Raw genomic sequence first — 21,784 nt, 5'->3', positions numbered from 1 at the left:
GAAAGGATGCCTACAATGAAGCGACTTACTCTGCTTGCGACAGCTTCGGTTCTGGCCCTCGGCCTTGCCGCTCCCGCCTCGGCCCAGGACCTGGCCCCGGTGACCATCCAGATCGACGGCGCCGCCGTGCCGTACTACCTGCCGCTGTTCGTGGCGGACCATTACGGCTATTTCGCCGAAGAAGGCCTGGACGTCGATTTCCTCTATGCCAACGCCGCCGACATACTGACCAACGTTGCCGTGGGCAACGTGCAGTTCGGCTTCCCCAATGGTGACGCGGTGATCGCCGCGCGTGCCAACGACCTGCCCGTCAAGATTATCCACACCACATATCAGAACGGCATCGGCGCGGTGCTGTTCAAGACCGAATCCGGGATCGAAACGCCGGCTGACCTCGCCGGAAAGACGGTGGCGGTGACGAGCTATGGCAGCCCCAATTACATCCAGCTCCAGGTGATGATGGCCCAGGAAGGGTTGTCCATCAACGACGTCAATGTCGAGATCGTGGGCACGGGCGCCATCGTGGAAGCGCTTTCGTCCGACCAGGTGGACGCCATCGTGTTCTCGATGCTGCGCTACTACAACCTGCAGGCCGATGGCATCGATGTGGGCATGATCCGCTCGGACGACTACCTGCCCTCCAAGGGCAATGTGCTGGTGACCTCGGAATCCTTCCTCGAGAACAGCAGCGCCGAAGTGGCCGGCTTCATCGCCGCGCTCAACAAGGGCATCGAGCACATCGTCGAGGGCGACGTTCGGACCGAAGTGGACATGGCGGTCGCCGAGTACACCCCGACCTTTGCCGGGCAGGAAGAGATCGTGACCGAGATCATCTCCGAAGTCTTCGTGGAAACGCTCTGGCAGAGTGAGGACACCGAAGCTCATGAGCTGGGCTATGGCAACCTCGAGAGCTGGCAAACGACGATCGATACCGCCGTCGAATATGAAGTGATCCCGGAAGGTTTCGAGGCCGGCGACCTCGTCGTCGAATCCCCTTCCTCGATCCAGTAATCCGCGCGGCCCGGCGGTTCGCTGCCGGGCCAACATATCTTTTTTCGGTCGTGCTTCCGAACCGCAAAACCGGTTGCACTCCGTAATTCGGAGCCCCGCCCATGGTCAGAACCATCGTCTCGCTCGCCGTATTCCTGGCGCTTTGGCAGATCCTCTTGATCGTGTTCAACGTGCCGGCCTATCTCGTGCCCGGACCATGGGCGCTGGTGCAGGAGGCATGGTTCCTGACCACCGAGGCGGGGCTGTTCAGCCATATTCCGATCACGCTGGCGGAAATCGTCATCGGGCTGGTGATCGGCGGGGTCATCGGGGTGTTGGCGGCGCTGCTGTTCCAGCGGTTCCCGGTGGTCGAGATGCTGCTTAACCCGATCATCGTGTTTTTGCAGACGGCGCCCAAGATCGCCATTGCGCCGTTGCTGCTGCTGTGGCTGGGGCTCGATATGACGCCCAAGATCGTGCTGGTGGCGATCGTCACCTTCTTTCCCATTCTTTCCAACATGCTCTCCTCGCTGCGGGCGATGCCTTCGCAGATGGAGGAGCTGGCGCGGATTTTGAGGCTCAATCCGATCCAGCGGGTGTGGCGGCTGGAATTGCCGATGTCGCTGCCCATGCTGTTTTCTGGCGCAAAGGTGGCGGTGACGCTGGCGGTGACGGCGGCGGTGATCGGCGAGCTGATGGGCGCGCGGGCCGGGCTCGGTTATCTCCTGGCGCTCGGCCAGGAGACGTCGGATGTCGAGCTGGTGCTGGTCACCGTGTTCGTGCTCTCGTTTATCGGGTACGGGCTGTATCTGCTGGTGCTCGCCGCCGAGAAGCGGCTGTTGCGCTGGCATGACAGCACGGCGGACCTGCAGGTCGAGAAGGCCTAGCGGCGTATCGCGGGGGTCTCGATTTCGAGGCCCTCGGCGCGGGCTTTGAGGAAAAGCTCGAGATCGACATAGCTTTGCGAGCCGGCTTCGAACGGTTCGGCACGGACGGCCTCGTTGCACCAGGCGAACATGCGGTGGGTCGAGGCCGGGCTGTTCCAGAGCAGGCGGTAGATGGGGAAGCCGTTGATCTGGCCCTGGCTGATGGGTTCACCGCGCAATCTGTTGCCGACATTTTCCACGTGGCAGTTCTGGCAGGACATGTTGAGCTGGCCAATGCGCTGGCTGAATTGGGCCGCGCCGCGCTCGTAGCTTTCGCGGGCGGGTCCGTCGATGTCCACATCGATGGGCATGCCGTCGGACTGGGCGGTGACGTAAAGGGTGAGCGCGAGGAGCGCGTCGGATTCGTAGGGGAGTGGATCGAGCCCCTGGCGCTCGGAGCGGCACTGGTTGATCTGCTGTTCGAGATTGATGACGTGGCCGAGTTCGGGATCGAAGGCGGGATAGCGGGCGGCGACGCCGGCCATGGAGACCGCTGCATCGTCATGGCAGGACGCGCAGGATTGCTGGCTTTGTGGGCCGGCTTCTGTCCAGAGTTGCGCCCCCTGATCGAGCCAGAGGATGCCCGGGTTCGAGAATTCGTCATCCTGAAGCGCCTGCAGTTCCGGGCCCAAAAAGGTGTAGCCGGAGCGGGGTTCCTGCTCGAGCTGCAGTTCCTGGGCGAACCAGGCGGAGCTGAACACCGCGAGGATTCCAACCAGCGGGACGAGAGCGGTTTTCATTGTGCTTCGTCCGTCAGGGTTTGCAGGAAGGCGATGAGGTCTTCGATCTGCTGGGCGGTGAGAATGGGCTCGCCGGCGTATCCATCGGCGACGCGCTCCAAGCCTTGGGTGCGATGATAGGGCGGCATGACGGTCGCGGGATTGATGCGGCTGGAATCGACGATCCGCAAGCGCAGCTCGCCCTCGCTAAGACGGCTGCCGACGCCGGCGAGGGATGGGCCCACCGAGCCGAAGGCACCGGCGGGGACATCGGGCAGCGGAATGTGATGGCAGATGATGCAATTGCCGAGATCGGTGTTGGCGGCGACGGTCATGCCGCGCCTTATGTCGCCTGGCTCATCGGTGAGAGGTTCGGGAATGGCGTTGCCCGACTGGGCAAGCGCACCGGCAAGGACGATGCCGGAAGCAGCCATTGCGATCGCGACGATGGATATGGATCGCACGCCATCCTCCTGAGCGGGAGCGGCGAGGAACGCCGCTCCCCAATGGCGATCAGGACCAGGTGAGGTCCGCCGTGCGGAACGGCAGGCTGCGGATGCGCTTGCCGATGGCCGCATAGATGGCGTTGCCGATGGCCGGACCGACCGGGCCGACGGGCGGCTCGCCAATCTCGTTGATGCGTTCGTGACCCGAAGTGCCGTCGAGATGGACGCGGATATTGGTGGGCACGTCCGCCATGCGGAGCATCGGGTAGCGATGGAAATTATCGCTCACGATGGCGCCGTTCTCGATCTCGAGTTCCTCGTTCATCGACATGTTGAGCCCGAAAATGGTGCCGCCCTGGATCTGGGCGAGAACGGCATCGGGATTGACGATGGTGCCGACGTCGCAGGTGGCATCGATCTGCAGGATCTTGAGCTGCCCTTCCGGGCTCACCTCAACACGGGCCACCGCTGCCGCGGTGGTGCCGAAGAACGGCCGGCCGCCGCCGCCCCAGTTGCAGACCGCGATGCCCATGCCCTGCCCGCGCGGCAGCGACTCGCCCCATCCGGCCCGTTCGGCCACGGTTTCGAGCGCCTTAACCCAGCCCTTGTCTTCCCAGGGCTCCATGAGCTTGATCCGATATTCGAGCGGATCGACGCCAGCTTCATGGGCCAATTCGTCAATGAAGGATTCCATGATGAAGGAATTGACGTTGTAGCTGGGGCCCCGGTAGGGGCCAGTCATGAAGTTGAGCGGCAGGATGTGCTCTTCGACCTGGAGGGCCGGGATGCCCTTGCCCGCCACATAAGCGGTGTCGGACAAAACGTTTGGACCCTGGCCACGGCCGGCGTGACGCACGAGGAATGCGGTGGGATAACCATCCTCGCCCAGGCTGGCCTTGAGCTTGGCGCCGATCATGGCACGGAAGCGGCCCTGGCGCATGGATTCCTCACGCGACCAGATGACATGAACCGGCACGCCCGGATGCTTCTTGGCAACGGCGACCACCATGCGGGTATCATCGCCGAAGACGCGCCGGCCGAAGCCGCCGCCGACGAAGGTCTGGTGGACATAGACGTTTTCCGGCGCGATCCCGGATTCCTCGGCAGCGACCATGTGGCTCTGCTGAGTGTGCTGGGTGGGCATCCAGACATCGACCCGTTCATCGGTGACGAGCGCGGTGCCGTTGAGGGGTTCCATGTTCACGTGGTCGGCATAGCCTGTGAAGTAATCGGCTTCCACGACGCGATCGGCATTGGCGATCACCTCGGCGGCATCGCCTTCCGAAACGGTGATCTCACCCTCGTTTTGAACCGCGTCCATGACCGTCTGGCGGATATGGGCGTTGTCGGTCCACTGCACGCCATCGCCCAGATCCCATTCGACCGGGAGGGCTTCAAGCGCGGTCTTGGCCTGCCAATAGTGCTCGGCGATGACCGCGACGGCAGCCTGGGGTGCCGCGGCGCCGATGGGGAATGGCGGGGGAACCGGAAGCGGTTCACGCGGCTCGTCGGGATCGACGACCACGACATCGAGCACGCCGGGCATGCTCATGACCGCCTCGCGATCAACATTCAACAGCCGGCCGCCCTGCACCGGCACCTGGCGGAGTGCGGCATAGACCTTGCCGGGGAGCTGAACGTCGATACCGAATACCGCCTTGCCGTTGACCAGCATCGGGTTCTGCAGCTTGGGGCGGGAAACCTTACCCAGCGTGGTCCATTCCGAACGCGGCTTGAGCGTGACTTCCCCGTCGAGTTCGACGGTTGCCGCAGCTTCGGCGACCTCGCCATAGGTGAGCGTATCGCCGGTTGCGGTATTGGTGAGGATGCTGTTTTCGGCAGTCACCTCGCTGACCGGGACACCCCACTGATCGGCGGCGGCCTTTTTAAGGCGTTCGCGGGCCGTGGCGCCGACCATCAAAGCGGTTTCGAGACGTTCCGGGCCCGTGGAGCGTCCGCTGAAATAGGCCAGCGGGCCGCCGACGTTGCCGTAGACATTGTCCTCGCGATAGTTGCGGTTGGTATCGGCGAATTCGGCCCGGACCATGGACCAGTCGGCCTGAAGCTCCTCATTGAGGTTCATGGCGATCTGAGTCATCACGCCATTGCCGATATCGGGCGGGGTCACGCGGACGACGATCTCGCCGTTGGACAGGATGGACAGCCAGGGGCTGAATTCCTCGCCAAGGACCTCACCGGCCCACGGTTCGGGGTTGTGAGTCGCGGCGGCCATTGCCGGGCGCGAGATGCCGATGGCCATGCCGCCGGCGAAGGCCATCGCGCCGATGACGAAGCCGCGGCGTGTAATCGTCAATTCATTCATTTCATCCTCCCTCAGGCGCTCTGCGCCTCGGCTGCCGCATGAATGGCTTCGCGTACCCTGAGGTAGGTGCCGCAGCGGCAGATGTTGCTCACGCGGGCGTCGATGTCCGCGTCGGTCGGATTGGGATTTTCCTGCAGCAACGCCGCCGCAGCCATCAGCATTCCCGATTGGCAGTAGCCGCATTGCGGCACGGCCTTTTCGAGCCAGGCGACCTGGAGGGGGTGGGAGTTGTCATCCGAAAGCCCTTCGATGGTCGTCACTTGCGCCTCGCCCACCGATTGGACGGGGAACGAGCAAGAGCGGGTGGCGCGACCATCCACCATGACGGTACAGGCACCACATTGGGCAATGCCGCAGCCGAATTTGGTGCCGGTCATTCCGAGATAGTCACGGATGACCCAAAGCAGCGGTGTCGTGCCGTCGACGTCGACGGTTTTCGACTCGCCATTGATCGTGAGGTTAAATTCAGCCATGCCCCTCCTCCTCGAGCGGGTGTAGTCAAGAAACAGCGTCCATAACGCGCCCGTTCCTGATCCCCGGACGGCAAAATGGACAATGATCGCCAAAGTTGATTACCAGCTCACGATGGCACCTCAGATTCCCCTCGTCAATTATTTTGGAGCGGCCCTTTATCTTTCCGGCGGGGCTCGGCTAGTCTCTGGGCGAGTGAGGAGTGAGACCATGCGCATGAGACTGGCGGCGCTTGCCATTTTGGCTTGCGCGGCACCGGTGGGCGGATTTGCCCAGGCCTTTTGCCCGGCAGCGATCAACGCCCAAGCGTGTTCAAGCTGTCACGGCGATGACGAACAATCGAGCATTCCAAATTTGGCTGGCATGGAGCGCGAGAGCTTCATCGCCGCCATGGAAGCGTTCAAGAGCGGTGAGCGGGAAAGCACGATCATGGGGCGGCTGGCGCCGGCCTATTCGACCGAGGACATCGAGGCGCTTGCGGACTATTTCGCGGCGGGTGGGCAGTGCCAGTGATCACGATTTCACGCCGGAAGGCAATCAAGCTCGCCACCGCTGCCCTCGTTTCGGCGCCGGCGATTCTGCGGGCGCAGGAACAGGCGCGCGTAGTGATCGTGGGCGGAGGGTTCGGGGGCGCGAGCCTGGCGCGTACGCTTCGCGCCATCGCGCCCGAGATTTCGGTGACGCTGATCGAAAGGCAACCTCGCTTTACCACCTGTCCATTCTCCAATGCGGTGCTCGGTGGACTGCGGGATCTCGACAGCATCAGCTTCGGGTATGACGCGCTGGTCGCCGAAGGCGTGGAGCTGATTGCCGGCGAGGCGATCGAGATCGATCCCGATGCGCGGAGTGTCCGGCTCGCCGACGGAGAAAGCGTCAGCTATGACCGGCTGGTGCTTTCGCCGGGCGTGCAAATGATCTGGGATGCGATCGAAGGATATGACGCGGCGGCGGCCGAGATCATGCCGCATGCCTGGGAGGCCGGGCCGCAGACGCAGCTATTGGCCGACCAATTGCGGGCCATGGAAGACGGAGGCGTGGTGCTGATCGCCTCGCCGCCCAACCCGTTCCGCTGCCCGCCCGGACCGTACGAACGCGCTTCGCTGATCGCCCATTACCTCAGCACCAACAAGCCGCGCTCGAAGATCCTGATTGTCGATGCCAAGGACAGCTTTTCCAAGCAGCCCCTGTTCGAGGAGGCGTGGGCCGAGCTTTATCCGGGCATGATCGAGTGGATACCGGCGGCGATGACGGGGCGGATCGGGAGCGTCGATCCGCAGGCGATGAGCCTTTCGACCGATTTCGATACGTTCACCGCCGATGTGGCCAATATCATCCCGCCGCAAAGGGCCGGAGCGATTGCCCTGGCGCTGGGGCTCGATGAAGGGCGCGGCTATTGCACGGTGGATCCGCTGACGTTCGAATCCGCCGTGGTGCCGGGCATCCATATCCTGGGTGATGCGGCCATCATGGGCGCGATGCCCAAATCGGGGTTCAGCGCCAACAGCCAGGCCAAGGCCTGCGCCCATGCGCTCGTGGCGCTGATCCGGGGTGAAGAGGTTGCCGACCCGGTACTGCTCAACACCTGCTATTCGCTGGTGGCACCCGAATACGGGATATCGGTTTCGGGCGCTTATCGCGGGCTTGCGGAAATCGAAGGCACGGGCGGGGCGAGCCCGGTCGGGGCGGAGACCGGGGTTCGCCAGCAGGAGGCACGGGACGCCATGAGCTGGTATGCAAACATAACCAGGGAAATGTTCGGGGCACGAGGCGTTTGACAGGAAAACGAGGTCCGATCATGAGCCCGTTCACGCGACGGCATTTTCTGGCGACCGGTGGCGCCCTTGCACTCACGGCGACGACGCCGGGGCTTGGCTTAGCCGCTATCGCGCCGCTCGACGCCGACGGGATTGCCGAACTGATTGCCGAGCGGCTGGGGGATGTATCGCCCGTTTCCGGGGCGCTAACCCTGGACCTTCCCGCTTTGGCCGAGAGCGGCAATTCGGTGCCGATGAGCGTGAGCGTGGATCAGGGCCAACTCGATGGCGATCGGGTGCGGCGCATTCTCGTCATTGCAACGCGCAATCCACGGCCCATGGTGCTCGACGCCCATTTCGGCCCGCGCTCGGCCCTGCCCCAGCTCACTACGAATGTGAGGCTGGCCGAGACGCAGACGATCCGCGCGCTGGCGCAGCTCGAGTCCGGGACAGTGTGGGAGGCCCAAAGCGATATCGAGGTGACGATCGGCGCCTGTCAGATTCTCGATTTCAGGTATTGAGGCCCGGCCATGGCAACGACCCGCATCAATGTCCCCTCACCTGTTGCGCGCGGCGAGATGGTCGAGATCAAGACCATCATCATGCATCCCATGGAGAGCGGCTTCCGCTACGATTCCATGGGCACGCGCTATCCCAAGCGGATCATCCACACTTTCGAGTGCTTCTATAATGGGGAAGAAGTGATCACCATCGACCTCAACACCGGCGTGGCCTCCAATCCGCTGATCACCTTTTTTACCGAGGCAACCGAATCCGGAACACTGACCTTTCGTTGGCATGACGACGACGGCAGCGTCTATGAGGAGACGGCCGAAATCGAGGTGACGGACGCTTAGCGTTTGGCGCGGCCGAAATCGTCGATAGTGTCGAAATCGGAGAGGCTTGCTGCATCCACTTCAACTGTCGCTGCACCTTTTAGGAGCGCGCGTGCGCCCGTATCGCCGGACGTGGCGAGGAGATCAGGGAAGGCTGCCGCGCTGAAGATGGCAGGTGGTGTTATCCAGCTCTCGGAAGCGGCGGCGCGCGACGCGATGGCTTTGGGCCGACCGGTTTCGAGCCATCTGGCGCGGAGACGCTGGAGATGGCTGAGCGGCACGAAGGGCATGTCGGCGAGGCAGATGATGAGGGCATCCAGGCCGGTATCATGTGCGTGGCTGGCGGCGAGCTTGAGGGAGCCGGAGAGACCTTCCTCGGGGCGAGGATTTTCGATGATCCCAAATCCGTGGGCAGTGAAGACCGTGCTGGCGGCACTGCCGGGGGCGCAGACCGCCAGCCTGGACGCCGCAGCAAACGCGGCCGTGGTTTGCGCGATGTGATCGCATAAAGGGCGGCCATCCAGGGGGGCCATCAGCTTGTCCTGGGGGCCAAATCGCCGCGACAAGCCGGCGGCAAGGATGGCCAACCCGATCCTGGGGGGCATCAGAGGGCGGGCCGGAGGGCGCGCTCCTGCGCGATTTCCGCGAGGATGGAAATGGCGAGCGTGCCCGGATCGCGGGCCGGCGAGATGAGCCCTACGGGGCCTTTGATCCTCTCCAACTCAGCTTCCGCGACGCCGTGAGCCAGGAGCTTTTCGCGGCGCTGGCGATGGGTCTTGGGACTGCCGAGGGCACCGATATAGAAGCCGTCGGCGGCCAGCGCCTTTTGCAGCACGCGGAGCTCCCAATCGTGATCGTGGAAGAGAAGGACGGTTGCGGTCCAAGGATCGATGGGGGGCAACCAGTTCTGCTCGGGGCTGGTAAGGGCCGTCATGGGGACGCCCAACGGCGCCAGCGCGGCCAGGCTCTCGGGCGCGGGGCTGGCGACGTGAAGATCGAGACCGGCGGCGTGGGCCGTGCGGGCCGTCGCTTCGAGCTCCTGGCCGCGACCGATCAGCAGGGCGCGGGTTTTTGGGGCAAACCGGCGCCGGAATGCGCCTTCGTGCCAGCCTGTCATCGCGTTAGGATCAGCGGCGATATCGGTGCGGCCGCCATTGGGATGCTGGACCAATGCGAACGGGCGGCGTTCCGCAATGAGGGTGAGCGCGCGCTGGAGAATTGCCGGGTCCGGCGCGGTGTGGACGAGCACATCGACCCCACCGCCGCAGGGGAACTGGATATCGATGGCCTTGGCGCCACGGCCAAATCTGAGGATCGCGTCCCTGCCGGCGGCGATCACCGCCATGACCTCGGCCGCGATGGCGGGTTCAACACAGCCGCCGGAAATCTGACCTTCAAACCGGCCATCGGCCAGCACAGCCATTTGCGTGCCCACGGGACGCGGGGCGCCGCCATCGATGCCCACGATGGTGACCAGAGCGCCAGCCATGCCAGTGCGGGCGTGATCGAGCAGCCAGGCGAGTGGCGCTTCCTCCAGATCGGCCAGGCCCATGCGAAGCGGGGTCAGTGGCAATTCTACCGATGCGGTCACAGATTCCTCCAGTGCTCGCTCGATTAGTAGGTTTATGGCGCCGTTCGTCAAGGCTGGCGCCCTGCCCTATTAGGTCCGTTCCGCCTGGAACGCGGTATCGGTGATCTTCTCGGAAACGTCCCAAAGGCGGGCGGCGACGGACCGGTCGGTGGCTTGCTGGGGAACTCGGGACGGTGCGGGGTAGCCGCGCGTCTCGCCTATGCCGTTGGGACCGTAATAAGCACCGCCTTCGGCATCGGGAGCCGTGGCGGCATAGAGCGTGGGCAGCGCTCCCTGGGCGGGCGGCTGGAACAGGAACCAGAGAAGGGAGCGCGTAAGGCCCGTCAAACTCCAGCGTCCGGGCGCGTTGTAGAGGAGTTCGGTGCGCGAGATGCCGGGGTGGGCGGCAACGCTGGTGATACCCCATTGGCCCGCATCGCTGCGCCGCTGGAGTTCGAATGCGAACATCAGGCAGGCGAGTTTGGATTGGCTGTAGGCGCGCATCGGATTGTAGCCCTTGGCGCTCTGCAGATCGTCGAAATCAATCTGACCCTGACGGGCGGCGACGCTCGAAAGCGTGACCACGCGAGGCGCGCTGCCCTTGCGCAGCAGCGGCAGCAGGCGCGCCGTGAGCGCGAAGTGGCCGAGATAGTTGGTGCCGAGCTGCAGTTCGAACCGGTCGGATGTTTCCTGCCTGGTGGGCGGCACCATCACGCCGGCATTGTTGATCAGCAGATCCAGACTGTCGCGCTGCCGGGACAATCTTGCTGCGAAATCTTGCACTGATTTGAGGCTGGCCAGGTCGAGCTGCTCGAATCTCACATTGGCCGAAGGCACCTGAGCGCGAATTTGCTCGACCGCCTGAGCTCCCTTCTGCGGATTGCGCCCGGCGATGATAACCTCACCTCCGGCACGCGCCAATGCCAGCGCATCCTCAAAGCCCAGGCCGCCCGTCCCCGTTACAACCGCCGTGCGCCCCGTCTGAGAGGGAATATCCGATCCTGTCCACCTTGCCATCAACGCTGTCCTTTCCGAACGTCCGGTTGGTGCAACGAACCATATGGCAGGATTGCAGGACATGCCGGAACTCGCAGAAAACTTGCCTGATCCTACAATTCTGTTCGCAAGCTCATCCCGCCTACCTGGGTTTTCCGGCCTGTTTTTGCTCGATCCGCGAAGAGTGGCGGCGATATCTCGGCCTGTCGCTTTTTCCCTGCGCCACCACTATGGTTCAGGTCTTTACGCGGAATTGCAGCCCAGGCACCCCATGACCATCACTCTTGAAATTTGCGTCGATGATGTTGGGGGGCTCGATCGGGCCATTGCGGGGGGAGCCGATCGGATCGAATTGTGTTCGGCGCTGGCCGTCGGTGGCCTCACGCCCTCCGCAGGGCTCATGGCGGCTGCGGCGCAACGCGCCGTCCCAGCCTACGTCATGATCCGCCCGCGCGCCGGCAGCTTCGTCTTTTCTCCTGCCGAGGTCGACCAGATGCTCGTGGAGATCGACTACGCGCGATCCGCCGGGCTTGCGGGAGTGGTTTTGGGGGCGAGCGACACCGATGGGCGCCTTGACGCCCTGGTGCTCGAAAGGCTGGTCCGCCATGCTGACGGGCTGGGGCTCACATTGCACCGTGCCTTCGATCTCGTGCCCGATTTCGCCCAGGCTGTGGATCTGGCTGCTTCATTGGGCTTTGAACGAATATTGACTTCGGGCGGGGCGGGAACGGTCATTGCCGGGCTCGACGCGTTAAAGCAGATCGTTTCCCATGCCGGGCAACGCATCGCCATCATGCCGGGCTCGGGGATCACGGCCACCAACGCGGCGGAGATCGTAACGCGGCTGGGCATATGCGAGATTCATGCTTCGGGCAGCACGCAGCGCATGGCCGATGACCAGCGTCTCGCCGAGCTCGGTTTCATGCCTGCGACATTCAAAACCACCGATACCCAAGCTGTCGCTGCGCTAAAGGCCATATTGAGTGAACTGAGCACCGGACAAGCCTCAGCGCCGTAAGGCCTGTGGGCAAGCGAGCGCTTCTATTGACTTGAACGGCTCCCTCGTTCGTTCTGATGGATGCAATTCGCTATCCTAAGGGTAAGGGGCTGTCATTATGAGCGATCAAGCTGCAAGCCGGGGCGGTGGTGTCCTGGAATCGTATTTCAAACTGGCCGAGCACGGCACAACGGTGCGGACGGAGGTGCTGGCGGGCCTCACCACGTTCCTGACCATGGCCTACATCGTCTTCGTCAATCCCGCTGTGCTTTCAGAAGCCGGTATGCCGTTCGGGCCGGTCTTCGTTGCGACCTGCGTCGCCGCTGTCATCGGCACGCTGATCATGGGGCTCTACGCCAATCTGCCCATAGCACAGGCCCCCGGCATGGGGCTCAATGCGTTTTTCGCTTTCACGGTGGTGATCACCTACGGCTATAGCTGGCAGGAAGCGCTGGCATGCGTCTTCCTTTCGGGCGTGCTGTTCATGATCTTGAGCTTGCTGCCGATCCGCGAATACGTCATCAACTCCATTCCGATGACGCTCAAGCTGGCGATATCCGCCGGTATCGGCTTCTTCCTGGGCATTATCGCGCTCTCCAATGCGGGCGTGATCGTCGACCACCCCTCAACGCTGCTTACGTCGGGTGACTTCATGTCGCCGGCGGTGATCCTGGCGATCCTGGGTTTTGCGCTGATCGCGGCGCTGAACTTCCGCAACGTGCCGGGCGCGACCATCATCGGCATTCTCATTGTTGCCGTGCTGGGCATTCCGTTCGGCGTGGCCCAGTTCTCGGGCGTGGTTTCCATGCCGCCCAATCCCTCCGAAACCATTTTCGCCATGGATTTCGGACGCATCGCGGAAGGCACGTTCTGGATCGTCGTGCTGTCGATGCTGTTTGTCGACCTTTTCGACACGGCCGGAACCCTGGTGGGGGTCGCCCATCGCGGCGGACTTCTCGACAAGGACGGCAAACTGCCGCGCATGCGTCAGGCGCTTTTGGCAGACTCGACGGCAACCACGCTGGGCGCGCTGGTGGGCACCTCCAATACGACCAGCTATGTGGAAAGCGCGGCGGGCGTCGCGGCCGGCGGCAGGACCGGGCTGGCTTCGGTGGTGACGGCGATCTGTTTCGCGCTCGCGCTGTTCTTTTCGCCGCTCGCCGGCTCGATACCGACCTATGCGACGGCAGCGGCGTTGTTCTTCGTTGCGGTCGTCATGGCGCGCGGTCTTTCCGAAATCAATTGGGACGACCTCACCGAAGCGGCTCCGGCGGCGGCGGTAGCGATCAGCATGCCCCTCACCTATTCGATCGCGACGGGCATCGGTATCGGCTTTATCACCTATGTCCTCGTCAAGGCACTGGCGGGACGGCTCTCCGAACTCACCCCCGCCGTCTGGGGACTGGCGCTGGTGTTCGCCGTCATGCTGGCGATTATCTGAACCGGAAAGGAGCGTCCCTCGGGACGCTCCTACCGCATATAGGCCGACAAGGCCTTCAGGCTCATTGCATCGCGCTTGGGGGCAACGCCGAACATGCGCGAATATTCCCGGCTGAACTGGGAGGCGCTCTCATAGCCGACCTGATAGGCGGCGTCCGCGACATTGGCCCCAGCGGCCACCATCAGGCGTCTCGCTTCGAGCAGGCGAAGCTGCTTTTGATATTGAAGCGGGGTCATCGAGGTCAGCGCCTTGAAGTGCTGATGAAACGATGAAACGCTCATCCGCGCAGTTTCGGCCAACTGCTCGATGCGCAGCGTCTGGGTAAAGTTGGCACGCAGGAAATAGATGGCGTTCACCAGCCGCTCGGTATGGGTTTCCGGCAAGGCCAATTGGCGCAATTGGGCGCCATGCGAACCGCTCAACAGCCAATAACAGATCTCTCGCATCACAGACGGATAGAGGATCGGAATCGCCTTCGGCGTATCGAGCATCCGGATCAGACGCAGGATGCAGTCGGCCAACGGCTCATCGACATCGGCAACGAAGGGACGTGGCCCGGCATCACTGGGTTTGACCTGCGGCAGATCCATCTGCGCCATGACCTCACGCAGCATCGCAACGTCGAAATCAATGGTGATGCTGAGAAAGGGTACGTCCCTGCTCGCCTGGACGATGCGGCCACCGGCCGGAAGCTGCACGCTGACGACCAGGCACTGCATCGTCTTGTAGTCGAGGACCTCGTCCCCGAACTGAATCTGCTTGGCGCCCTGGAGGACGACGCACAGCGCGGGATTATAGAGCCGGTAGCGGCGCTCCATTTCCTGGAAGGAGCGGAGAATGATCACACCGTCGATCGCTGTTTGAAAATGGCCCTGATCGCCGCCGCGAGCGTCAACAAAGGCATTCGCCGCCGTCATGAGCGCAGAATGCGCGCGATCCACGGGGGCCGCGAAGGGACCACGATCATCTACAACGTCGTTTGCAGGATCAGGCAAGTTTCTTGACGTTTCGGGCATTCTGAACATGCGGCTTTCCCTGTAGCTTGATGATGTCAAACCGAACCAAGCCGACAATCAGAATGACAGAATACGATCGCAAGTCAAGAGACTTACAGTATTCATCAAATAATATCACACGAAAGTAAGCAACATATCATTATGTTGCGAATTTATCCCGAAATACCCCTCTATTTTCCAAATACTCTCACGCCCTAATTCCCGTGATCGTTTCGCGGGGCGATTAGACGCGCCCTTATGTAATGCAAATTTAGCGAGGTTGCATGGTATCGCTCACTGTCAACGGCTCTCGCATGGACATCGATGCCGATGAGAACAAGCCACTTTTATGGGTGCTTCGCGAGGACCTCGGGCTGCTTGGCCCGAAATACGGCTGCGGCATTGCTCAATGCGGCGCTTGTCGCGTGCTCATCGACGGTGAATCCACCCCCTCCTGCGTGACCCCGCTCGGCGCTGTTACCGGAGCGAGCGTGGTCACGATCGAAGGGCTCACCCGCCCGGACGGGACGCTCTCGGATGTGCAGCAGGCCTGGATCGACGAGCAGGTTCCGCAATGCGGCTTCTGCCAACCCGGCTTCATCATTGCCGCCACGGCTCTTCTCGATAGCATACCACAGCCCACCGACGCCGATATCGACGAGGCGATTTCCAATATCTGCCGCTGCGGCACCTATCCCCGCATTCGCCGCGCCATCCATCGCGCCGCGGCCGCGCGGGCTCAGGCCTGAGGAGTACGATCCATGCCTCGTCTTTTGTCCCGGCGCGCCTTTCTCTTTACCGGCGCCGCCCTTGGCGGCACCGCGCTGGTCGCAGCGGTGGGTGGAACAGGTCTCCTCGCCAGTGTCGATCTGAACGGCCCCGATGGGTTCGTGGATGGCGAGCGCGCCGTCTTCAACGCCTTCGTCACCATCCACAATGACGGGCGGGTGACGGTCCAATCGCCGCGAACCGAAATGGGGCAAGGCATCCATACCGGGCTCGCCATGCTGGTTGCCGAGGAACTGGATATCCCGTTCGACGAACGGATCACCGTCGAGCACGCTGTCGAGAACCTGCCGGTTTATTCCAACTATACCGGCCCGCTTCAGATGCGGCCCGAAGATCCGCCCAATCCCGTGCAATGGGTTGCTCAACGTGTCATCGGCTTGATCGGGCTCAACAACACGAGCGGCTCGAACTCCACCATGGGGCTTTGGGTTCCCATGCGGCTGGCCGGAGCATCGGCGCGGCACATGCTGATCGCTGCCGCCGCCGATCGGCTGGGCGTGCCCGCGGAAGAGCTCTCGACTGCCGATGGCACCGTACGGCACGAGGCGTCGGGGCGCATCGTCCCCTATGGCGAACTCGCCAGCGCGGCCGCATTGCTGACGCCTCCAGATAATCCAGAACTCAAGCCAGCTTCCGCCTGGAGAGTGATCGGCAGGCGTCAGCAGCGTGTCGACATACCCGCCAAGGTCAGAGGCGAACCGGTGTTCGGCATGGATGTTGTGCTGTCCGACATGCTCCACGCCTCTCTCCGGCAGGCTCCGGTGCCCGGCGCACATGTCGTGCGCGTGGTCAATGAAGCCGACATCCGCGCCCGAGAAGGCATTCGCGACGTGGCTATAATCAACGAAGAAAGCGTTGGCGTCGTCGCGGACTCCTGGTGGCAGGCCGAGTCGGCAGCGCGCAGCCTGGAGATCGAATGGACGACCACCCAAGCCGACGGCGTGGATAGCGCGCAACTCAGCGACGCCCTGCAATCGGGGCTCGATGCCGAAGATCCGCACCAGCACCTTGCTGAAGGAGACGTTGAGGGGGCTCTCACCGATGGAGGAGAGCGCATCGTGGAGGCCGAATACAGCGTTCCGTTCGTAACCCATGCTTGCATGGAATCGATGAACGCCACTGTCCTCATCCGCGAGGACGGCTCGGCCGAAGGCTGGGTTCCATCGCAATCGCCCACGACCATAAGCTGGGGTGTGGAACGAGGAGCCGGATGGGCGGGGATCAGCGTTTCTTCGGTTGCTCCTCATATCACCATGAACGGAGGTGCCTTCGGGCGCCGCAGCGACATGGACGTCATCTGCCAGGCCGCCTTTCTTGCGGCGCGGCACCGGGGACGGCCGGTGAAACTGTTGTGGCCACGCGAGCAGGATATCAGCCGCGGCATGTTCCGCAGCCACGCTAGTGGTCGTATGCGGGCATTTCTGGGGACGGATGGCCTACCGGTCGCGTACGATGCGCTGGTCGCCGCGCAGTCGCTGATGCAATCGTTTTCCAGCCGCAACATGCCTATCGGTAATGGAGCGAGTCCGCATGGAGACCGGTTCTCGGCGGAAGGGTTGGACAAGGCCTATTACAGCTTTCCGAACCGGCGCGTGCGCAGCGTGCATGTGCCCAGCCATATGCCACTGATGTTCTGGCGTTCGAACGGGTACTCGTTCGGGACTTTCTTTGCCGAGTCCTTTGTGGACGAATGCGCGTTCGCCGCGGGAACCGATCCACTCGAGTACCGGCGCGCGCTCCTGCGCGAAAGCCCGCGTCACCTTGCCATGCTCGACCGCGTGGCAGCGCTCTCGGGTTGGGGTGAGGCCATGGAGCCGGGTCGCGGGCGCGGTATCGCCATTGAAGAAGCCTATCAGAGCGTTGTGGCCCAGGTGGCCGAAGTGACGGTTGCCGATGACGGCGAGATCACTGTCGACCGCATATTCTGCGCGGTCGATGCGGGCACCGTGGTTAATCCGGACGCGGTGGCGGCGCAGATGGAAGGCAGCATTATCTATGGCCTTTCGGCGACCTTGATGAACACCATCACGATCGAGGGCGGCGCAGTGGTTCAATCGAACTTCCACGATTTCCCGATGCTGCGAATTGCAAACGCACCGGAAATTGTCGTTGAAATCATGCCGAGCGATCTTCCTCCGGGCGGCGCCGGGGAGCCTGGTGTCATCCCGGTCGCCCCCGCCGTTGCCAATGCGATTTATGCCGCCACCGGCAGACGATTGCGCTCGCTGCCGCTGGCGGTCACTGAGACGACCAGCGCAGGGCGAACGCGCACGATGCTGCGGCAGGAGCCGGCGCAGGCGGTCTGAGGCTCAGAACTGCGGGTCGTAATTGAAATAGATGGGGTTGGAGAGCGCGACCGTATCGCCGCTTTGCGCCATGGAGAACGGGACTTGCGGATAGGGCGTCTGCGGGCCGTAGATTTCCACGCGGTAATAGCTCCGCATGCCGACCTCGGGGATATCGATGAAACGCGCAAGGCCGGTTTGCGGGTCGGTGAGGACGGTGCATAGCGGCTCACGGTTCTTGATGACATGGGCCCGGTATTGCACTCCCGCCATCGGCTCGCCGGCGAGGGCGATTTCAAACTCGACCGGCCGGCCGTCCGAAGGGGCGTTGTCACCCATCATCAGCCGGCCATCCTCGGAACAAGCGTGAAGTTCGACACGAGGGTTGAAGGGATTGGCGCTGATTGACGCGCGCCCGGCTACCAACGCTTCGAGGATGGCCGATTTGCTGCGCTCGCGCGCATATATCCAGGTGGTCGGCGTGCCCACATAGTTGTAGCTCGCTTCGATGGTAAGCGGCGTCTCCACTTCTTCGCCCACGGGCGTGCCGTGATGGGAATCGCTGCCGCCTCTCGCGCCCAGCATGCGGCCCGATTTCAGCATGTCGTCCCAGATCCGCAGAGCCGGAACGTTCTTGGGCCAGACGCTGGTATTCCAAACCTCGATCGAATCCGCGAGGTCGAAGGAAAAGCCGTAATGGTTCTTGGTGCTGGGATGGTTGGCCGACATGTGAACCCCCAACGCGCGCTTTACCTCCCGCAGATCCCAGTCGCGCGCGTCGCGGGCATCGAACAGGCGCTGGTGGTCATAAGGTTCGGGCGAGAAGATGTTGATATGCCCGCGCGCCGCGGTGAGTTCGGCGCCATAAAACAGCATCAGACGATCGGATTTGAAGCCCGGATCGGCCCATGTATTGGCCGCGACGTTGCCCAGGACATGCACGTCATGATCGGTGATGGCGAGATAGTCGAACCCCATCCGTTCAGCGAAGGCGATGATCTTTGCCGGCGGGTTGTTCGAGGAATCGAGGCTGTGATGGGAGTGCATATGCCAATCGCCCTTGAGCCAGACCCCACCGGCGTTGGATGTATCGGGGCGTGCTGAGGACTGGAGTGGTTCGGTCATGGAAGTCTCTTGGGCGGTTCAGATGCGGGAGAGCCGGATCGTGCGGATCTGGAAGGGAGAGAGGTCGAGTTCGAGGATGCCGTTGGTCATCGGCAAGGGGACAGGATTGCGCTCGAGAAGGTCGGTTTCGACAGCGGCCATGAAACCCCGAGGCAAGGTGAGCCGGGCGTGCGTGTAGGCGCCGTGCGTTTCCCAGACTCTCGCTATGACGTCCGTACCTGTCTCGGCGATCTTGATGCTTTCGACGGTGCAGCCGGTACCCTCCAGCGCCAGAAGACTTTCGCCGGAGACGGCTATTTCGCCCGGAGTGCCGATCAGCCGAAGCGGAAGGTTGAACTCTTCGGCTTTAGCCGGAACCCCCTCTCCGGCGAGGGTGCCGCGATGAACGAGGATGGCATAGCGGAAGCGGTGCTCGCCCTGGTCGGCCTCGGCCCACGGAAAGGTGGGTGAGCGAAGCAGGGTCAGACGCAGCGTCGTGCCCTTGGCGTCATAGCCATATTTGCAATCGTTGAGGAGCGCGACACCGAAGCCGGGTTCGGCAATATCCACCCAACGATGCATCAGTGTTTCAAACCGCGCCTGATCCCAGGACGTATTGCGGTGTGTCGGGCGGCGCACATGGCCGAACTGGATTTCCGCGGTCGTAGCGTCAGCCACCACATCGAGGGGGAACGCCGCTTTGACCAGAGTGTGGTGCTCGCGCCAATCGATGAACCCGTCGATGTCGATCTGGTCCGCGCCGGCTTCCAGCGCCACCACCTGCACGATGCGCGAGGCTTCATAAGCCCACTCAAACCGCACGGCGGCCCGATAGGGTCCGGTCTCGACCACCTCGGCGGAGACCAACTCGTCGATATCCCAACTCTGGTCCTCGAACCCCGGATCGATATCCCAGGCGTCGTATTGCGGCGGCATATCCCGGAAAGCCTGAAGCCGATTGGCAAGCTGGCCGGGCTTTACGACTTCACGGCCCGAGCGTTTGTCGAGAATCGAGGTGATCCGACCGCGCGTGTCGAAGAGTACCTTGAGAAAGGCGTTTTCGAGATGGCCGGTAGAAACGGAGAGTTCATCACTGACTTGCCCGGCCTCCCCTGGGTTCAGGGAGACCGGAACCACGCCGGTGGGCGGCAGGTCACGGACCGGGACTGCCTGCTCATACGATCCGTCGGCGCGGACGAGCGTCTGGCTGGCGGCGCTATATTCGCCAATGGTAGCTGTGGCCGACCGATCGCCGGACCAGGTGAGCAGGCCTGAACGTGGACGCGGCAGGACGTTGAACACCATGGCGCCCTCCCCGCTCAACTGGGCGGCGAGTTCAGTCCTGAGGCTTTCGATCTCGTCGAAGAACCAGGCATAGTCCACGTCGCTATCGTCGTAGACCGGGCCGATGGAAGAGCCGGGCAGAATGTCGTGGAACTGGTTGAGCAGCACGACACGCCAGAGTGCGTGCAGCCGCTGCTGCGGATAGGGATTTCCCTTGGCGACGGTGGCGAGCGTTGCCAGCGCCTCGATCTCGCGCATCGCGGTTTCGGCAAGCCGGTTGCTGCGCTTGTTCTTGGCGATGGATGTGAGCGTGCCGCGGTGGAATTCGAGATAGAGTTCACCCACCCAATGGGGGAAGCGCTCCGGTTCTTTTTCCATGCGCGCCAGAAGGCGCTCGAAGAATGGGCGCATATGCCCATGCCGCACCGTCGGCAGCCCCGGAATGCCGCGCTCCATGCGGCGTATGTTTTCAAGCATCTCGCGGGTTGGGCCACCTCCGCCATCGCCATGGCCATAGACGAGGAACAGCTCGGAAATGGCGTCCTTTTGTCCATAACGCCGCCATGTGCCCATCACGTGGGACGGCTTGAGATCGGGGCCGTAGGTCGTGTTGATGGATTTGGCGTCATAGGGCTGGGCGGTGAGGAAATATGCCGCGACGCTGGACCCGTCGATGCCCTGCCAGAAGAAGGTATCGCTGGGCATCTTGTTGGTGTCGTTCCAGCTCATCTTATGAGTGACGAACACATCGAGGCCGGAGAGGCGCATGATTTGCGGCAATGCGGCGGAATAGCCGAAGGTGTCGGGCAGCCACATGATGCGCGGGCGCACCCCGAAGGTCTGCTCGTGATAGTTTACGCCGTGCATGATGTGGCGCACGAAGGACTCGCCGCTGGTGATATTCGCGTCAGGCTCGAGCCACAACGCGCCCTCAATCTCGAACTGTCCTCTCGCCACGGCGCCGGAAAGACGCTCGAACAGTTCGGGGTAATCAGCCTTCAGGTGATCGAGCAGCACTCCCTGATTGTACATGAAGCGGTAGTCCGGATACTGCTCCATCAGGGCCAGCGCCGTGGACATGGAGCGCGCCATCTTCTGACGCGTTTCGCGCATCCGCCACAGCCAGGCAACGTCGATGTGGGTATGGCCGGTGACGGTAATGACCGGCTTGTCCTCGAAATCGGCGGCCTCGTAGATCGTGCGCGCCATGTCCCGTGCCGCCTCGAGCGATCGGGCGAAGCGCTCGGGGCCGGGCCGGAAATCGATCACGGCCAAAGCGGCGTCGATGGTGTTTATCAGAAACGGCTTTCGGGGATCGTCATCGGCCAGGAGGCGCGCAACATCCATGGGCGCGCGCAGGTCGTAGTAGACCTGCTCGGACAGCGCGTCGTGCACCATCAGCCGACAGCCGAACCCCACCTGACGGCGATCTTCGATGGTTCCAGCCTCGATCATGATCTCGTAGCGGGTGCCGGTGGTCGCGTGTTCGGTGAGCAGCAGTTCGCGATGGTTGCCGTCGACGCCCTGGGCCAGCTTGCCGTCGACCCTGACGAGGCATTGCGGATCCGAACGGCCCATCATCGAGCCGAACTGGGCGTCCACGTGGAGGAACACCCGCCTGCCTTGTGCCTCCTCTGGAATGGTGACGCTGCCGGCAAACCAGAAATAGGCGTCGGGCTCGCCCCAGGCGAGATCGCCCGTGACCTGGCGCCAATCCTCAGTGTCGCCACTGAGAGCGCGGGGGCGATCATCGGCGGTGCCGGCGAGGAACTTTAGCGCAACCGGCGTATCGAGCGGGGTGAAAATCCGGCTACGAAGCGTCGCCAGTGTGTGGTCGATCTTGTTGATACGCAGCATT

At 62.8% G+C, this 21,784-nt stretch carries 20 protein-coding genes; 10 read left to right on the top strand and 10 right to left on the bottom strand.

Features of this window, described 5'->3' with window-relative positions:
* Positions 1–15 precede the first annotated feature (15 nt).
* On the top strand, positions 16–1,011 hold the full coding sequence (locus NO932_RS07525) for an ABC transporter substrate-binding protein (RefSeq protein ID WP_309210535.1): 996 nt from the start codon (positions 16–18) through the stop codon (positions 1,009–1,011).
* Positions 1,012–1,112: 101 nt separating this feature from the next.
* A complete protein-coding gene (locus tag NO932_RS07520) occupies positions 1,113–1,877 on the top strand; it encodes an ABC transporter permease (protein ID WP_309161676.1) in 765 nt (254 codons plus the stop codon).
* Here the strand turns inward: NO932_RS07520 and soxA are convergent.
* From soxA to NO932_RS07500, 4 genes are read right to left on the bottom strand one after another with little or no spacing between them, the layout of a single operon-like run.
* The gene (gene soxA, locus NO932_RS07515; protein ID WP_309210533.1) at positions 1,874–2,656 is read right to left on the bottom strand and encodes a sulfur oxidation c-type cytochrome SoxA; all 783 of its coding nucleotides are present in this window, start codon (positions 2,654–2,656) and stop codon (positions 1,874–1,876) included. The genes NO932_RS07520 and soxA overlap by 4 nt on opposite strands.
* The gene (soxX, locus tag NO932_RS07510; protein WP_309210532.1) at positions 2,653–3,099 is read right to left on the bottom strand and encodes a sulfur oxidation c-type cytochrome SoxX; all 447 of its coding nucleotides are present in this window, start codon (positions 3,097–3,099) and stop codon (positions 2,653–2,655) included. The genes soxA and soxX overlap by 4 nt, the downstream gene beginning before the upstream one ends.
* Positions 3,100–3,148: 49 nt before the next feature.
* Entirely contained in the window at positions 3,149–5,404 is a 2,256-nt protein-coding gene (locus tag NO932_RS07505) for a molybdopterin cofactor-binding domain-containing protein (protein ID WP_309210531.1), read from the bottom strand.
* Between the two features lie 11 nt (positions 5,405–5,415).
* On the bottom strand, positions 5,416–5,877 hold the full coding sequence (locus NO932_RS07500; RefSeq protein WP_309161682.1) for a 2Fe-2S iron-sulfur cluster-binding protein: 462 nt from the start codon (positions 5,875–5,877) through the stop codon (positions 5,416–5,418).
* A 208-nt stretch (positions 5,878–6,085) separates the two neighbouring features.
* On the opposite strand from NO932_RS07500, the gene NO932_RS07495 reads away from it, so the two are divergent.
* Genes NO932_RS07495 through soxZ form a run of 4 tightly spaced genes read left to right on the top strand, consistent with a single transcriptional unit; the run spans position 6,086 to position 8,486 of the window.
* Positions 6,086–6,388, top strand: a complete 303-nt coding sequence (locus NO932_RS07495) for a c-type cytochrome (protein WP_309210529.1) — start codon at positions 6,086–6,088, stop codon at positions 6,386–6,388.
* Positions 6,388–7,650, top strand: coding sequence for an FCSD flavin-binding domain-containing protein (locus NO932_RS07490; RefSeq protein WP_375142875.1), 1,263 nt, complete (start codon positions 6,388–6,390; stop codon positions 7,648–7,650). The genes NO932_RS07495 and NO932_RS07490 overlap by 1 nt, the downstream gene beginning before the upstream one ends.
* Positions 7,651–7,670: 20 nt before the next feature.
* On the top strand, positions 7,671–8,150 hold the full coding sequence (locus tag NO932_RS07485) for a thiosulfate oxidation carrier protein SoxY (protein ID WP_309210526.1): 480 nt from the start codon (positions 7,671–7,673) through the stop codon (positions 8,148–8,150).
* A gap of 9 nt (positions 8,151–8,159) precedes the next feature.
* Complete coding sequence (gene soxZ, locus NO932_RS07480) at positions 8,160–8,486, top strand: thiosulfate oxidation carrier complex protein SoxZ (protein ID WP_309210525.1); 327 nt, start codon at positions 8,160–8,162, stop codon at positions 8,484–8,486.
* On the opposite strand, the gene NO932_RS07475 is transcribed toward soxZ, so the two are convergent.
* The 3 genes from NO932_RS07475 to NO932_RS07465 all read right to left on the bottom strand — a co-directional run bounded on the left by NO932_RS07475 (position 8,483) and on the right by NO932_RS07465 (position 11,052).
* Positions 8,483–8,998 (bottom strand): NTP transferase domain-containing protein, encoded by a 516-nt coding sequence (locus tag NO932_RS07475; RefSeq protein WP_309210524.1) that lies wholly within the window; start codon positions 8,996–8,998, stop codon positions 8,483–8,485. The genes soxZ and NO932_RS07475 overlap by 4 nt on opposite strands.
* Before the next feature lie 71 nt (positions 8,999–9,069).
* A complete protein-coding gene (locus NO932_RS07470) occupies positions 9,070–10,056 on the bottom strand; it encodes an XdhC family protein (RefSeq protein WP_309210523.1) in 987 nt (328 codons plus the stop codon).
* Positions 10,057–10,125: 69 nt separating this feature from the next.
* On the bottom strand, positions 10,126–11,052 hold the full coding sequence (locus NO932_RS07465; RefSeq protein ID WP_309210522.1) for an SDR family oxidoreductase: 927 nt from the start codon (positions 11,050–11,052) through the stop codon (positions 10,126–10,128).
* A gap of 250 nt (positions 11,053–11,302) precedes the next feature.
* Here NO932_RS07465 and NO932_RS07460 point away from each other — a divergent pair, with 250 nt between their 5' ends.
* Both NO932_RS07460 and NO932_RS07455 read left to right on the top strand, forming a co-directional pair.
* Positions 11,303–12,049 (top strand): copper homeostasis protein CutC, encoded by a 747-nt coding sequence (locus tag NO932_RS07460; RefSeq protein WP_309210521.1) that lies wholly within the window; start codon positions 11,303–11,305, stop codon positions 12,047–12,049.
* Between the two features lie 97 nt (positions 12,050–12,146).
* Complete coding sequence (locus NO932_RS07455; RefSeq protein ID WP_309210520.1) at positions 12,147–13,469, top strand: NCS2 family permease; 1,323 nt, start codon at positions 12,147–12,149, stop codon at positions 13,467–13,469.
* A 29-nt stretch (positions 13,470–13,498) separates the two neighbouring features.
* Here the strand turns inward: NO932_RS07455 and NO932_RS07450 are convergent, their stop codons facing one another.
* The gene (locus NO932_RS07450) at positions 13,499–14,386 is read right to left on the bottom strand and encodes an AraC family transcriptional regulator (protein ID WP_309210998.1); all 888 of its coding nucleotides are present in this window, start codon (positions 14,384–14,386) and stop codon (positions 13,499–13,501) included.
* Positions 14,387–14,748: 362 nt separating this feature from the next.
* On the opposite strand from NO932_RS07450, the gene NO932_RS07445 reads away from it, so the two are divergent.
* Both NO932_RS07445 and NO932_RS07440 read left to right on the top strand, forming a co-directional pair.
* On the top strand, positions 14,749–15,213 hold the full coding sequence (locus NO932_RS07445) for a 2Fe-2S iron-sulfur cluster-binding protein (RefSeq protein ID WP_309210518.1): 465 nt from the start codon (positions 14,749–14,751) through the stop codon (positions 15,211–15,213).
* Between the two features lie 12 nt (positions 15,214–15,225).
* A complete protein-coding gene (locus tag NO932_RS07440; RefSeq protein ID WP_309210517.1) occupies positions 15,226–17,559 on the top strand; it encodes a molybdopterin cofactor-binding domain-containing protein in 2,334 nt (777 codons plus the stop codon).
* A gap of 3 nt (positions 17,560–17,562) precedes the next feature.
* Here NO932_RS07440 and NO932_RS07435 read toward each other — a convergent pair whose 3' ends face one another.
* Positions 17,563–18,663: a CehA/McbA family metallohydrolase gene (locus NO932_RS07435; RefSeq protein WP_309210516.1), complete on the bottom strand. Its 1,101-nt coding sequence runs from the start codon at positions 18,661–18,663 to the stop codon at positions 17,563–17,565.
* A gap of 18 nt (positions 18,664–18,681) precedes the next feature.
* Positions 18,682–21,783, bottom strand: a complete 3,102-nt coding sequence (locus NO932_RS07430; RefSeq protein WP_309210515.1) for a glycoside hydrolase family 38 C-terminal domain-containing protein — start codon at positions 21,781–21,783, stop codon at positions 18,682–18,684.
* Position 21,784: the final 1 nt, after the last annotated feature.

The sequence above is a fragment of the Pelagibacterium sp. 26DY04 genome (assembly GCF_031202305.1).
In the GTDB taxonomy this organism is placed as follows: Bacteria; Pseudomonadota; Alphaproteobacteria; order Rhizobiales; family Devosiaceae; genus Pelagibacterium.
This window is presented reverse-complemented; position numbering and strand designations above follow the sequence as displayed.